This window comes from Thiocapsa sp., from assembly GCF_018399035.1.
Lineage (GTDB): Bacteria > Pseudomonadota > Gammaproteobacteria > Chromatiales > Chromatiaceae > Thiocapsa.
Window position 1 is genome coordinate 4004459 of record NZ_CP073760.1, and the last position, 13739, is coordinate 4018197.

At 66.5% G+C, this 13739-nt stretch carries 16 protein-coding genes and 1 pseudogene; 7 read left to right on the forward strand and 10 right to left on the reverse strand.

What is annotated here, in order from left to right; all coding sequences use genetic code 11:
* The first annotated feature begins 74 nt into the window (after positions 1–74).
* Positions 75–611: a GNAT family N-acetyltransferase gene (locus KFB96_RS18265; protein ID WP_213460297.1), complete on the forward strand. Its 537-nt coding sequence runs from the start codon at positions 75–77 to the stop codon at positions 609–611.
* Positions 612–799: 188 nt separating this feature from the next.
* Here the strand turns inward: KFB96_RS18265 and KFB96_RS27660 are convergent.
* Both KFB96_RS27660 and KFB96_RS18275 read right to left on the reverse strand, forming a co-directional pair.
* A pseudogene (locus KFB96_RS27660) lies at positions 800–949 on the reverse strand (DUF1186 domain-containing protein); the annotation flags it as partial.
* Between the two features lie 250 nt (positions 950–1199).
* Positions 1200–2291: an alkene reductase gene (locus KFB96_RS18275; RefSeq protein ID WP_213460299.1), complete on the reverse strand. Its 1092-nt coding sequence runs from the start codon at positions 2289–2291 to the stop codon at positions 1200–1202.
* Between the two features lie 21 nt (positions 2292–2312).
* Here KFB96_RS18275 and KFB96_RS18280 point away from each other — a divergent pair, with 21 nt between their 5' ends.
* From KFB96_RS18280 to KFB96_RS18290, 3 genes are all read left to right on the forward strand, one after another.
* Complete coding sequence (locus KFB96_RS18280) at positions 2313–2654, forward strand: hypothetical protein (protein ID WP_213460301.1); 342 nt, start codon at positions 2313–2315, stop codon at positions 2652–2654.
* Positions 2655–2947: 293 nt separating this feature from the next.
* Positions 2948–3148, forward strand: a complete 201-nt coding sequence (locus KFB96_RS18285; RefSeq protein ID WP_213460303.1) for a hypothetical protein — start codon at positions 2948–2950, stop codon at positions 3146–3148.
* Positions 3149–3260: 112 nt separating this feature from the next.
* The gene (locus KFB96_RS18290; RefSeq protein ID WP_213460305.1) at positions 3261–4355 is read left to right on the forward strand and encodes a hypothetical protein; all 1095 of its coding nucleotides are present in this window, start codon (positions 3261–3263) and stop codon (positions 4353–4355) included.
* A 113-nt stretch (positions 4356–4468) separates the two neighbouring features.
* Here the strand turns inward: KFB96_RS18290 and KFB96_RS18295 are convergent, their stop codons facing one another.
* The 5 genes from KFB96_RS18295 to KFB96_RS26970 all read right to left on the reverse strand — a co-directional run bounded on the left by KFB96_RS18295 (position 4469) and on the right by KFB96_RS26970 (position 7718).
* Positions 4469–4864 (reverse strand): Rieske 2Fe-2S domain-containing protein, encoded by a 396-nt coding sequence (locus tag KFB96_RS18295; protein WP_213460307.1) that lies wholly within the window; start codon positions 4862–4864, stop codon positions 4469–4471.
* 3 nt (positions 4865–4867) lie between these two features.
* Entirely contained in the window at positions 4868–5272 is a 405-nt protein-coding gene (locus KFB96_RS18300) for a hemerythrin domain-containing protein (protein ID WP_213460309.1), read from the reverse strand.
* Positions 5269–5496 (reverse strand): hypothetical protein, encoded by a 228-nt coding sequence (locus KFB96_RS18305; RefSeq protein WP_213460311.1) that lies wholly within the window; start codon positions 5494–5496, stop codon positions 5269–5271. The genes KFB96_RS18300 and KFB96_RS18305 overlap by 4 nt, the downstream gene beginning before the upstream one ends.
* A 306-nt stretch (positions 5497–5802) precedes the next feature.
* Positions 5803–6693 (reverse strand): transposase, encoded by an 891-nt coding sequence (locus KFB96_RS26965; RefSeq protein ID WP_300970440.1) that lies wholly within the window; start codon positions 6691–6693, stop codon positions 5803–5805.
* Entirely contained in the window at positions 6693–7718 is a 1026-nt protein-coding gene (locus KFB96_RS26970) for an RNA polymerase subunit sigma (RefSeq protein ID WP_300970441.1), read from the reverse strand. Before KFB96_RS26970 ends, KFB96_RS26965 begins: the two co-directional genes overlap by 1 nt.
* Positions 7719–7940: 222 nt before the next feature.
* Here KFB96_RS26970 and KFB96_RS18315 point away from each other — a divergent pair, with 222 nt between their 5' ends.
* From KFB96_RS18315 to lipB, 3 genes are read left to right on the forward strand one after another with little or no spacing between them, the layout of a single operon-like run.
* Positions 7941–9083: a D-alanyl-D-alanine carboxypeptidase family protein gene (locus KFB96_RS18315; protein WP_213460313.1), complete on the forward strand. Its 1143-nt coding sequence runs from the start codon at positions 7941–7943 to the stop codon at positions 9081–9083.
* 28 nt (positions 9084–9111) lie between these two features.
* Positions 9112–9435, forward strand: coding sequence for a DUF493 domain-containing protein (locus tag KFB96_RS18320; protein WP_213460315.1), 324 nt, complete (start codon positions 9112–9114; stop codon positions 9433–9435).
* Positions 9432–10088 carry a lipoyl(octanoyl) transferase LipB gene (gene lipB / locus KFB96_RS18325; protein WP_213460317.1) on the forward strand — a complete coding sequence of 219 codons (657 nt, stop codon included), beginning with the start codon at positions 9432–9434 and terminating at the stop codon, positions 10086–10088. Before KFB96_RS18320 ends, lipB begins: the two co-directional genes overlap by 4 nt.
* Here lipB and KFB96_RS18330 read toward each other — a convergent pair.
* From KFB96_RS18330 to KFB96_RS18340, 3 genes are all read right to left on the reverse strand, one after another.
* Positions 10085–10609 carry a hypothetical protein gene (locus tag KFB96_RS18330; protein ID WP_213460319.1) on the reverse strand — a complete coding sequence of 175 codons (525 nt, stop codon included), beginning with the start codon at positions 10607–10609 and terminating at the stop codon, positions 10085–10087. The genes lipB and KFB96_RS18330 overlap by 4 nt on opposite strands.
* 16 nt (positions 10610–10625) lie before the next feature.
* On the reverse strand, positions 10626–12134 hold the full coding sequence (locus KFB96_RS18335; RefSeq protein WP_213465955.1) for a hypothetical protein: 1509 nt from the start codon (positions 12132–12134) through the stop codon (positions 10626–10628).
* A gap of 216 nt (positions 12135–12350) precedes the next feature.
* Entirely contained in the window at positions 12351–13730 is a 1380-nt protein-coding gene (locus tag KFB96_RS18340) for a DUF58 domain-containing protein (protein WP_300970444.1), read from the reverse strand.
* Positions 13731–13739 lie beyond the last annotated feature (9 nt).

Sequence of the window (13739 nt, forward strand, 5' to 3'; positions counted from 1 at the left end):
GAACAGGTAAGCCAGATCGCGGGCGCTTGCGTAGGACGAAGTCCGGTGGGTTCCGAGCAGCGGAGAACGCGAACATGACGTCGGACATCGAGATCAGGAACGAGACAAGCGACGATATCGCCGCGATCGCCGAGGTGACGATCGCGGCGTTTCGCGACCTGGAGATCAGCAACCAGACCGAACACTTCATCATCGACGCGCTCCGCGCCGCCGAGGCACTCGCCCTCTCGCTCGTCGCGATCGTCGATGGCCGTGTCGTCGGCCACATCGCCTTCTCGCCCGTGACCTTGTCGGACGGTACGGGGGATTGGTACGGACTCGGCCCGGTGTCGGTCTTGCCGCAGGTTCAGCGCCGAGGCATCGGCCAAGCCCTGGTGCGTGAAGGCTTGTCGCGGCTCAAGGGCATGCAGGCGCGCGGCTGCTGCCTGGTGGGGCATCCGGAGTACTACCGAAGGTTCGGGTTCGAGAACTGCCCGCAGCTCGTCCTCGAGGGCATCCCGCCGGAGGTCTTCTTCGCAGTGTCCTTCGAAGGGACGCTGCCGCGGGGAACTGTCGCGTTCCACGAAGGATTCGGCGCGGTCGGTCCGGCGCCCTGTGCGAACGAGATGTGACGGCGGGGCGAGACGCGCATGGCGCGGATCGAAGGGGCCGGATGCGCCGCCTTGCGGTCATCCTCCCTGAAGCAGGCCCACCAGCTCATCTCGGACACGGTGTCCTCGATCGGACCTTTTCTGTCGGCGTCACCGGCCACGTCGAAACACACCTCGCCCGGCGTGGAGAACAGCTTCACCAGCATCGGGTAGGCGGCACGCTCCCGAAACTGCGTCAGCAGGTACATCGCGTACATGTGGAGCATGGCGCCGTCGGTCTGCGCGACCTTGTGCGGATCATCGGCCGTCGCCTGCAGGCACTCCAGGAGAAGCGGCGTCATCGCCTCGCGTTGCGCCATGGCGGCCCGAACGGCTGCCTAGGGGAAGGTGCGCTCGTGGGTTTCGAGCTGCGTCGTGATGTCCTCGATCGTCATGCCGGGGTTGCTCCAGTGCAGTGATGCGACGGAGCGCGGGCTCCGCAGCAGGCGTCCGACGTGTTCGGTACGGGGCGGAGCAGGTGTGTTGATTGCCGCAAAGACGACGATCCCCGACCAAGCGTTTTAAAGAGCCGGCACAATCGATGCCGGTCGCCGGTCTCTCGCGCAAGGTCTAGAGATCGCTCAACCCGGGGTAGTCGGTATAGCCCTCCGCACCGCCCCCATACAACTTGTCTTCCTGCAGCGCATTGAGCGGTGCATTCTCGCGCAATCGGCGAACCAGGTCGGGGTTGGCGATAAAGGGGCGGCCGAAGGCCACGAGGTCGGCCCGACCCTGCGCGAGGGCCTGTTCCGCGTCGTCCTTCCCATAGCCGTTGTTGATCATCCAGCAGCCCTTGAATCGCTCGTGCAGGGCCTCGTAGTCGAACGGGCGCTCGGCGTCTTCGGGTTCGCGGGGTCCGCCGGTTTCACCTTGGATGACGTGCACGTAGGCCAGTCCGAGCGGGGCCAGTTGATCGACGAGATGGTTGTAAAGCGTTTGTGGATCACTGTCGCGCGGGGTGTCGTTGAACGTGGTCATTGGGCTGAGGCGGATACCGGTGCGCCCGGCGCCGATCGCGTCGGCCACGGCCTGCATGACCTCCACGACAAGACGCACGCGGTTGGCGATGCTGCCGCCATAGGGGCCTGCGCGGTCGTTGACGCTGTCTCGCAGGAACTGCTCGAGCAGGTAGTTGTTGGCGGCGTGGACTTCGACCCCGTCGAACCCGGCGGCGCGTGCGTGGTCGGCGGCGTGCCGGTAGTCCTGGATCAGCCCGGGGATCTCCTCGTCGCGCAGTGCGCGCGGTTCGGAGACCTCGACGAATCCCTCGGGCGCAAACGTCATGGCGTTGGGCCGGCGGTTCGTCGACGAGACGGGAACCTCGCCGTCCGGCAACAGGGAGGTATGGGAGATACGTCCGACGTGCCAGAGTTGCATGAAGATCAGCCCGCCCGCGGCGTGCACCGCATCCGTGACCTTGCGCCAGGCGGCCACCTGCTCGGCGCTGTAGATGCCGGGAGTATCCAGATAGCCCTGTCCCAGGGGGCTGATTTGGGTCGCTTCGGTGATGATCAGACCGGCGGTTGCGCGCTGCCGGTAGTAGGTGACCGTCAACTCGTCCGGCTTCAGACCGACGGCGCGGTTGCGCGTCAGCGGTGCCATGACGATGCGGTTGGGCAGGGCGAGATCGCCCATCCGGATCGGGTCGAACAGTGAAGGCATCGTGGTCCCCCGGGGGTGCTGTTGGTTGAAACGGTTCGGTTGTCCGCCGAGCGTCGGCGCGATCGACTCGACACGCCGGCAAGGGTGGAGCGGATCGGCACCGAGCACAATGCCACCGAGCGGATCGCCTGTCGCGGCGTCAATCGCTTTCGCGGCTTGCCGGAACAGCCCGGTGCGGCGCAACGACCGCTCTTGGCCGACACCGCCCGGTTCGGCGTCCCGGTGGAGGCGTCATTGCCTTGCCCGACTGGAACGTCGGCGCTTCCCGTGCGCGGCCGGCTCAATCCTTGCCACCGTGCGGTACATGCGCATTGGGCTCGGGCCAAACCCCGCTGGCGATCGATCCACGCCGGCGTAGACTGATTGCTCATGCGTCGATGCCGGTGCGTCGGCGCGTGGTCGAATCCGCAACCTGCCGGGAGCCCTTGCGTCCTACCCGGACAGGGTTTCCCGGATGGCCGGAGTCGGCCTGTTGACCCGGATCGGATCGTCTCGTCCGGCAGCGCAATCGCCCATGAGACGTCTCGAATGCCGCGGATCACGGCCGGGTCGAGCCGGTTACGCTGCACTCGCGGGGATCATCGGCGCCGTTGACTCGTCCGTGTCGGGCTCGGCCGCGCGATCCACCCGCCTGTCCCATCACCCGGAGAACCCCGATGCGCTGGAAGTCCGCCTATCGCTCCTTCTACTACGCGCAGGCACCCGAGCCCGAGGACCTGGTGCTGGACCCGGCCGAGACGGCGCTGCTGTGCATCGACGTGCAGAACCTCTATCTGGAGATCCCGTCCGATCCGCAGGAGGCCGCGCGCTGGTTCCCCTTCCATCGGCGCATGCGCGAGATCGTGATCCCGACATGATCTACTGCCAGGTGCCCGGCAGCGTGGAGCTGCGGGAAATCATGGGGCTTTGAGTGCGCGCGGTCATGCGCTCGCGCGGGCCTCGTCATCTCATTGCAGCGAGGACACGAGGATGAACCCGACACGCGCCCGGATCGGCGACGCCCTGATCCTGATCCTGCTGGGGTGCTGCATGGCGAGTCACGCGGCGACGCCGGCCACGCGCGAGACGATCACCACCCCGCCGCCCGGCAGCCCGGAGCGGGGCGCGATCCTGGATGCGTTGCGCGCGGAGCTGACGCACCTGACGGGGCCGGATCTGGTCTTCGTCGTCGCGGTGCTGCGGGTGCGCGCGGGCTGGGCCTGGATCGAGGCCGCCCCGCGATCGCGCGACGGGGCGCGCCGCTACGAGGACGTCACCGCCCTCCTGCAGCGCCGGGACGGGCGCTGGGTGGTGCAGGTCCTCGGCCCCTGTGACGAAGATGACCCGGCGGCCTGCGCCGCGGACACCGACCCCGAGCGGCTCCTGGAGCGCTTCCCGACGCTGCCGCCGGGTCTGGTGCCGCGCGAGGGTGCGCCCGACACGACGGCGGACGGCTGCGCACCGCCGCGTCTCGTGCGCTCCTCGCGGGACTGGAGTGCCGTGTTCGCCGAGCTCGACCGGACCCCTCCGCACGTGTCGTCTCCAGCGTGGAGCACACTCTCGGGCGACCTGCGCATCCAGGGCACGGTGATCCTGGAGAGCGGGCAGATCCCGCGCGACCCGACCTGTCTCGAACGCGACGAGTGTCGGCAGCGTGTCGTCCTGGCGATGCCCACGGCCGACCTGCCGGGCGTGCGCTGCACCCGCACGCTGGAGTCGGACACCGAGACCTTCTGCGATCGGATGGAGCTGCGCGACACCCTGGTGCGTTGGCATGCCGGTCGCTGGAGCATGCCGCCCTGGACCGCCTGGACGATCCCGATGGTGCAGTTCCTTCCGGCCTGCGCCACGCCATGCCCACCCGGACACCGGCGCTGCCCGACGGATCGGATCTGTCGGAGCACCGACGACGAGGAGTATTGCCTGGGTTGCCTGCAGAAGGCCCCGGATGTGTGCGCCTGTCGCGATGCGAACGGCGAGCGGCCGGACCGCGCCGCGTGCCGTTTTATGGTGTCGCGCGATCGCATGCTGGAAGGCCGGTGTCGGCAGGGGCGCTGTGTGCCCGACGAGCCCGAGCAACGATGAGGAGCCCGGCGAAGCGACCCGGGTCCAGGGTGGCCGCCGGCGCCGGACATGGGCCTGCGGCATCCGATGCGCCCGGCGCATGCAGTCGCCGGCGAGATCGAAACGCGCCCAAGTCAGGGCAGGCCCGTCACGCGTTTGTCGACGAGGTAGACCTGACCGTCGATCTCCATGGACCGCAACGCCTCGAGTCGCTCGCCCGAGCACAACACACTCAAGGATTCACCCGTGACCGGGTCGTAGACGATGCCGTGCATGGAGCAGCGCAGGTGCTCGTGCTCTGCATCGAAGACCGTGTCGTGCATGCAGTCCAGGCGCCGCACCATGTGCACGCACTGATTCAAGTAGGCGTAGACCTGGCCGCCGTGTCGCAACACGATGGCGCTCTGCGGCTCGTGCTTGAACAGCACGGGGATGATGCGATGCTGACGATCCGCCAAAGCAGCGCTGGCACAGACCGGCAGCTTGCGTTTGTCGAGCGCCGAAGCGCGCTGGGTCGGTGTCGTGCTCACCGATCAGGAGCCCGGGTTCGCATTCAGATGTGCGGCCAGGGCGCTGTCCATGGTCACGGCATGCACTGCGAACCAAGCCGGCAAGTAATCGCGCACATAGGCTCGGCCCATGGCCAGTTTGCCCCGGGTCGAGCGTCGACCGATGGCTCCGAGATCGCTCAGCACACGCCGATGATCGCTGCGATGTTCCTGCAGCGCCGGAAACCGAGTCTCGATCATCCACCGATCTTCCTGGTCGAAATGCGCCACGGTGTGGTCGACGAGGTGTTCGAACATCTCGAGGAAGCGGGCTTGATCGGCCTCGGCCATGGCGTTGATCAAGGCGATGAACTCGCCATGAACATGATCCATCGTCTGCGCACCTAGGCGGAAGCGGGTGTCGTCGGGATCGATCAGGAGCCCGCTCATTGCAGCTGTTCCCGGCGATGGGCGATGGTCTTGAACAGCTTGCGAGCGACGTAGGCGGCGAACTCCTCGCTGTTGTCGTAACCCTGTTCCATCGCCAGGTTGGCCAGCTCGTCGACGCATGCCCGTAAACGGGCGATCTCGCTCGATTCTCGGCCACACGTCAGACAGCGTTCGCCATTGTCGCGGCAGGCGTTCTTGCCATGACAGGGTTCGAAGCGGGCCATGGCTCAGCTCCCCCCGGGTCGTGTGGCGAAGGTCTGCCGGCCAGCGTTGCAGCGGCGGGCGACCGCACGCCGGAGTGCGTCGTCTCGAGCAAGGGGGACATCCGCGCTCAAGGTGCGTGAAAGCGGTACGGCATCTGCCTGCGCTCTCGGTTTCCGTATAGGGTTTGGTGGCATGGGATCGCTCTCTGCTCTGCTGTTGTGCTTTGACTGTCCTTAGCAAACGACGGACTTTCCTTTCATTGGCTTACGCCAAACGAAGAAGTGGGTGAGTGGCACTACACACATGCCCTTCTTCGGGATGCGGGATCAGACAATCATTTTATGCACACCTCCCGGGGTGGGGTCGCTGCCCAGTGCCCGGATGATCGCCAGCTGCGCCGGTTCGGGTTGGGTGGCCTTGCGCACATGCAGGGCGCGCCCGTCGGGACGGCGGAAGGTGGCGGTGACCCGGCATTGGCCGGCGAGGATCGCGCGCAGGCTGGACCACAGCTCGGTGATGCCGTGTGCCTGCAGGCGCCGCCGGATGATCTGGACGAACTGATAGGCCAGCACGGTGATGAACAGGTGTCCCTCGGCCCGCTCCGCGGTCTGATGGTAGACCGGGCGCAGACCCAGCTCCGACTTCAAGGAGCGGAAGACCGCCTCCAGGTCGGTGAGCATGACGTCGATCCGCCACAGCTGCTCCGAATCCCACGTCGGCTCGTTGGTGCGCAGGCAATAGACCCCGGGGTGCGTCAGGAGAGTGCCGTCGACCGGTCGGCGTTCCCAGCGGATGGCTTGGGCATTGACCCCGCCGGCGTCCGGCTCGATGGTGATGGTGTAATGCTGCCCGACGCCGTGACTCTTCTCCTTCAACCGCCCGATGCGCTCCAACAGCTTGGCGATGCGCTTGGTGGTGCGCGGGCGCGCCAGTCCCTCGTGCAGGGCCTGCAGGGCCGCCTCGAAGCGCGTGCAAAACCGCTCGGCGATGCCTTCTTCCTTGTGTGCCCGGCGCTCGGAACAACAGTAGAGGCGAACCTCCCCGCCCTCGGCGTCGAGGACGCGCTGCACGGCGACGGGATCCCCGCCGGCGGTCTGGATCGCGATCGCCGCGTCCGCATCGAATTGGCGTTGACGCTCCCGGCTCACCACCAGATAGCGATAGCCCTGCGCGCGCAGCCACACCAGGTTCTCCTCGGTGGCGATACCGCGGTCCATCACCACCAGGGCGCCCGCGGGGCGCCCGCGGGGGCGCCCAACCCGACGAGCATGCCCTCCAAGGTCGTGCCCTCCACCACGTTGCCGTCGAAGACCTCGGAGCGGCGCACAAAGCCGCTGGCATCGAGCACCAGGCCCAGGGTCACGAGCGGGCAGTCGCTGCGTTTCTCCTTGGAATGGCCGTGCTTGGCCCGGGGATTGCCCGCCGCCTCGCCTTCGAAGAAGGTGTTGGTCAGATCGTAGAGCGTGACCGTCCAATCCAGGCCGAAGAATTCGCTGACCCGGGCGAACAGCGTCTCCTCGATGCTCGCGCGGTGGCGCAGCAGGGCATCGGAGGCGCGATGGAAGCGCATCAGGTTCATGGCCTCGAAGTCGACGTCCAGCAGTTCACCCAACCCGCTGGTCTCGACCAACCAGCGCCGGGTGGCGCGCTCGGAGCCCGGTGCGGCCATCCGGGCGATGATCGCCCCGAGGATCGCGGTGCGCTCGGGCGCGTTCAGGCCCAAGGTCTCGAGCAGGGTGGCGAACTCCAGCTGCGCCATCGCCCACAGCCCGACCGACTCCACCCCGACCGAGCGCGGGCGGCTGAAGATCAGCGAGTCCACCTCGATGGTGTCGACCTCGGCCGGTGCCGCCGGGCTCGGCGCCGCGTCCGGTACGGGCGCTTCGGGTGTCGGCGACGGTGCGGGAGTCGTGACCGGCTGCCGGGCCAGCAGTTGGGCGCCGAGGCGCTGGGCCTCGCGCTCCACCGGGGGCGAGAGTGTCCCCTCCAGCAGCACGCCCTGACCAGCGAGCAACTCCTCCAGGCGCACGCACAGCGTCGGCCACTCGGCCGGCGGCACCGCGAAATGGCGCCCGAGGTTCAAGAGGGTGATCTGGCGGACCTTGCCGCCGACCCGCGTGGAGCGCACCAGGCGGTGGGTGTGGTAGCGCTCGCCGGTGGCGCTGTTGCGGGTATGCGTGCGACGGATGTACATGCCCATGCGCTGCCGGGTGCCTAGGGTCAGGCCGAAATAATATGGCACTACTTTTCAGGGCGAGGCTGCCGTGTACATATGGATCAATGGGATAGATTGCATGCCGGCACGAAATCGGCCCCGGCCGTGTTAAAGATGGGTTAGGCATCCAAGACATCGCGGGCGAGCGCGAGCCCTCCGGAGCCGACCGATGCGGATGCCAAATACGCCGGACGGCGGTTAGAATGCACCCGGTCAAACGCCTCTCATCCCGACCTCCGGATATCCCACATGAAGTTAGTCTCCAAGCTGTTGTTGCTGATCTGTGTTTTTGCGCTTTCGCCCGCGGTGGCGCAAAGTCGGCAACCCGTCCCGGATCCGCCCGAAGTCGCGGCCAAGGGCTACCTGCTGCTCGATTTCAACAGCGGGCAGATCCTCGCCGAGATGAATGCGGACGAGCGCTTGGAGCCGGCGAGCCTGACCAAGATCATGACGGGTTATGCGGTGTTCCGCGAGATTGCGGCCGGCAAGGTTGCCCTGACCGACAATGCCTACGTCAGCGAGCGGGCCTGGCGCACCGGCGGGTCGAAGATGTTCATCGAGGTCGGCAAGCAGGTCACGATCCAAGATCTGCTGATGGGCATGATCGTGCAGTCGGGCAACGATGCCAGCGTCGCCCTCGCCGAGCATGTCGGGGGGAGCGTCGATGCCTTCGCGGGTCTCATGAACGCCCATGCACAGCGCCTCGGGATGACCGGCAGCCATTTCACCAATCCGCACGGCTTGCCCGATCCGGAGCTCTACATTACCGCGCGCGACATCGCCACGGTCGCCATGGCGATCATTCGCGAGTTCCCCGAGTTCTACGCCTGGTACAGCACGCGCGAGTTCACCTTCAACGGGATTACCCAGCAAAATCGCAACCCCATGCTGCGTCGCGACGAGACCGCGGACGGCGTGAAGACCGGCTATACCCAGGCCGCCGGGTACTGTCTGGTGTCCTCGTCCAAGCGCGACGACATGCGGCTCGTCTCGGTGGTGATGGGCTCGCCCACGCCCAATGCGCGGGCCGAAGCCAGTCTTGCCCTGATGAACTACGGTTTTCGCTTCTACGAGAGCCATCGCCTGTATCCCGCCGACCAAGCGGTCGAGACCTTGCGCGTTTGGATGGGCGACAAGGAGATGCTCCCCGTCGGCCCGGAGGCGGATGTCTTCGCGACCTTCCAGCGTGGGCGTTACGCCGAGCTCACCGCACGCCTGGAAAAGTCGATGGATAGCCTAACCGCCCCCATCGAACGCGGTGCGCAAGTCGGCGAGATCGTGGTCATGCTCGGCGAGGAGGAGCTCAATCGGGTGCCTTTGGTTGCACTCGAAGAGGTCGGTAAGGGCGGTCTTTGGCAGATGGCCAAGGACAGCGTTCTCAGATTGTTCTGATCGGATCAGGCTGATATCCAGGTGCGAGATGGCCGAATCTAAGCCCCCGTCGAAACCGCTCCCATCCCGGGCGCCGGCTCCGAGGCCGGAGACGTCCGATCCCGTCTTCGTCTTCCCCTGCCGTTTTCCGCTCAAGGCGATGGGCCTTGCCGACGGGCATTTCGAGGCATTGGTGATCGAGATCGTGAGCCGGCATGCACCTCGACCCGCGGCGGCGGACGTGAGCGCCCGCTCGAGCAGCGGCGGCAAGTGGATCTCGGTGACCCTGAACATCCAGGCCGAGAGCCGCGCGCAGCTCGATGCGATCTACTGCGACCTCACCGCACACGAGTCGATCGTTTGGGTGATATGAGCGCGGAGAGCGATGGCGTGCGTCCGCTCTTGGTGCGTCGGCTGCGGGGCTATCGGGAGTATCTGCCGACTTTGGAAGCGATGCGCGGATTCACCGACCTACGCGGCCCCGCCACCCCGGACGAGATCTGGCTGCTCGAGCACCCGCCCGTGTTCACGCTCGGCCAAGCCGGCCGCGAGGAGCACCTGCTGGATCCCGGCTCAATCCCGGTGCTCAAGGTCGACCGAGGGGGGCAGGTCACCTATCACGGTCCCGGACAGTTGGTCGTCTATGTCCTGCTCGATCTGCGCCGGGCCGGCCTTGGCGTCAAGCGGTTGGTCGGTCTCCTGGAGCAGGCCGTAATCGACCTGCTCGCAACCCTGGAGGTGACGGCCGAGCGCCGCGCGGATGCGCCCGGTGTCTATGTCGCGGGCGCCAAGGTCGCCTCGCTGGGTCTGCGCATCCGCAACGGCTGCAGCTACCACGGACTCGCCCTGAACGTGAGCCTGGATCTCGCCCCCTTCGGTCGGATCAACCCCTGCGGTTACCCCGGCCTTGCCGTCACTCGGCTGTCGGATCTGGTCCCGGGCGTGTCGATGCCCGAGATCGAGGCCGGCTTGGTCCAGTTGCTTGCCGCCTCGCTCGGAATGACAGCGACGTCGCGCGCGGTTTAATGCAGCGTTCGGGGCGGCCCCCGCTCGCCGTCCTTGACGGGCAATAGATCGACGAATCGCCCCTTGGCCTCGGTGAAGTGCTGGAACTCCGGTCGGCCAAAGGTACGCTGCGTCTTCGAGGCGCCCTTCGGTTCGATCGGGATCTGGGTCACCCAGAGACCATGCCGGGTCTCGAGCGCGAAGGAGGCGACATCGACCCGGTAGGGCGAAGCGCCGATCGAGCCGTATTCCTCGATGATCTCCTTGAACTGCCCGACCTTGCTCGGCGGCAAGGACCAGGCTTCCATGATCATGAAGATGAAGTCGGCCTCGTGCAGCTCGGCGAGCCGGCGAATCATGGCGGCCGCGGCGTCCTTTTCCTGCTCAGTGGCGGTGCTCAGCAGGACCGGAAAGGTCTCTCCGGTCGTGAGGTTTCCGACGAACGCGAAGGGGCTCAAGCTCTCGCCGCGTTCGAGGATGTCCCTGGCCGTTTCGATCAGCGGGGTAATGATGTCGAGATAGGTTGCGGGAAGTGCGCTCATCACGTGACGTCTCGAATCAATGCACGCCGGCGACCGGACGCATCTCCTTGTCGCAAACACCGCCGACACTGGCTGTTCGTGTGGTGGCGCTGCCGCGGCAGGACTCGCCCCGGTCCTGGATGCTGCAGGTGATCTCCACCGGTTTGCCGGCGGAGAGCCAGCTCGGGACCGTGCGGTAGCGTCCGACGTTGCCCGAGCGGCAGCCGCTCGGGATCCCGTAGGGCGGGCATGACTTGGGCTTGCGCAGCGAGACCTTGCGCCCGTCGACGATGAAGCCCGGATAATTGTTCTCGGTGCGGACGATATCGCGCTCCGGGGTCTCGTCGAAGCGGAACACCTCGAACCGATAGCCATCCCCGCTCGCGGGTCCGACCTTGATCCGGGTGTTGGCGATCAGGGCGAAATCGTCCCCGTTGCGCGCGACCGCGCCTGTCATGTACTCGACGCGGTCGTGCGTGGGGAAGCACTTGCCCATGGCCGGCGCGTGATAATAGTGGCGCATCGAGGTCAGATCGGCCAGACGATTGTCCGGAAAGATCGCCTGCAGATCACGCTCGCTGCCGAAGAGGATCCGTTCGGCATCCCCGACCGACTGGGCGTACATGGCTTGGAGCTTGGCATAGCGGTCGTTGTCCGCAAGGTCGGGCCGCAGGTAGCAGGCGGTGAGTCCGGAGATCTGGGTCAGGTATTCGTCCCAGATGTTGTACTGCGACACCGAAGAGGAAACGCCTTGGAAGTCGCCCGGGGACTTGCACCCCTGCCGGCTCAGACACTGACCGACCGCGCGGTTACGGATCGAGAGCACGATGATGTTGCGCTCGCAGGCCCCGTAGGCGTTGCAGCCGCGCTCGAGATGGCCCTCGTAGATGGCCGTTCGCATGACGTAGTCGAGATGCTTCGCACGCGCGAGCGTGGCCTCGGACCCGAGCCGCCCGTTGCTGCGGATGAAGTCGCCCCAGGCACGGTCGAGCGCGGCGCGGCGGCCGGTCAGGTTGCGATTCGCACTCTCGCATTGGCTCGAGGCATGGAAGCTACGCACGATGCGGTCGAGCTCGCTCGCACCGCCCGGGCTGCCGGCACGCCCGCTCGAGGGCGGATCGAAGAAGGGCGGCTTCTCGAGCGCATAGAGCTCGCGCACGTTGATGACGTTCTTCACGCTCGACGGGCAGTGATGGTTTTGCACCTTCATCGACTTGCGCGCCGCGACGGCGCTCCTGAAACGCTCGGTATCGCTTCGGCTCGCCTTCCTCGGATCGACCACGACCTCGAACCCCACGAACGGCGTCCCTGAACTGTCGGTCAAGGGCTTGCCGTTTCGGATCATCAAGCAGGGGATCACGGAGGTGCCTTGGGTGAGGGTTCCGGCGGGGGATTTCGCACCCGAGCGCGCGAAGCTGTCGGCGTTGTAGTAGGGCACCTCCATCGGGCCGTTGAACTTGTAGAGGGTCATGACCGGGGTCGCCGGGATGGCCGCCTGAACGGGGATGGACGCGGCGAGCGCAAGGGCGCCGAGCAGATAACGCATTCTTTAGGCTCCTGAGATGGATGGGTTGGTGTGTGGGTGTACGCATCTAAACCGCGTCCCCGCTAAAGGTTGTGCATGCACCAAACGTCGAGCTCACTCTAAAATGAGCATCTAAACCGCGCCGGCTCCAGCGGTTCTGAAATCCGCCGGGGCCGATCCCATCCAAAAACATCGCATACCGCACTGGGCGCGGTTTAGCTCGGGACGCGGTTTAGATCAAAGCCTCCCGGCTCGCTTGATCGCGAGATAGCGCTCCACCAAGGCGCCCGGCAGCTGCGCCGGCAGAAGGTCGAGGATGTCGACGCCCAGATGGCGCAAACGCTCCCGATGGTGTCGCCGCGTGGCGAGCCAGCCGTGCACCGCGTGCAAACGCAGTGCGCCGGGCAGGTCCGCGATCTCGGTCTCCAGGCTCCGATCAAGGGCCGACTCGCGCAGGTCCGCGACCATCAAGAGGTGACGCCGTCGCAGCAGGCGTGCTGCACGCTCCAGCCCGGACTGATCCTCGTCTCGGCTGTTGGTGATCATGACCACCAAGGCCCGTCGCGGCATCCGATGCAGCAGCTCGCGCGCCGCCTGCAGAGGATCCGAAGCCTCGAGGCTCGGCTGGATGTCGTAGACCCGTTCGAGCAGCCGACGCATGCTCTGCGCCTCTTTGCGCGGTGCGCACCAGCGTCGCGACCCGCCGTAGGTCATGAGTCCCACGGCATCGCCGTGCGCGATGGCGACGAAGGCGACCGTCAGCAGTGCACTCAATGCCTCGTCCAGATGGGAGCGCTCGGCATCGCGATGGCGCATCCGGCGCCCCGTATCGAGCAGGAAGACGAGATGTCGGTCGCACTCGTCTTCGTACTCTCGGGCGATAAGCTTACGCATCCGCGCCGTCGCCTTCCAGTCGATCCGTCGTAAGCCGTCGCCCCGATGATAGTCGCGCAGTTGAAGAAACTCCGCCCCTTCACCCCGTCTCGGTCGGCGTCGCTCCCCGGCGGAGGTGCGCCGATCCTGCATCGCGGGCAGGGCGTCGCGGCCGATGCGGGCGAGATTCGGGAAGACCTGCAGGGTCGTCGACAGGGTTAGAGCGCGTAGACCGACCCAGAGGCCGAGCGGCGAGCGCAAGGCGAGCTCGCAGCCCGGGATGGCGAAGCTCCCGCGCTGCGACGGGGTCAGGCGATAGTCGATCCGTGCGGTTGTGCCGGCCTCGAGGGCGACCTCGCGCGGCAGACCCTGTACCGCGAACCTGCTCGGATGCAGATCATGGAGACGGAATCGAAGGTGTCGGGGTGATGGATTGGCGAGCGTGAGCCGAACCCGACCCGGCGCACCGAGCAACAGGACACCGTGCATGCGGCCGCACAGATCGGGCGAGGGTAGCCGGGCGAGGGCCAGCAGGTCGGCGGCGGCAAACACCCCGAGCAGGATACCGACGCCTTGCCAAACAAGGCCGGCCAGCGGAAGCCAGACGGCGGCCAGGCCCACCGAGGTCCAGCCGGCGAGTGCCAAGACCAACGGGGCGCGTGGTCTGATGCCGAGCCAGGTCTGGAGTGGTCGGGGGTCGCTTCGCGTGAGTGCAGACTCCTCGGCCTTCATGGATATCGGCACGGATGCGGT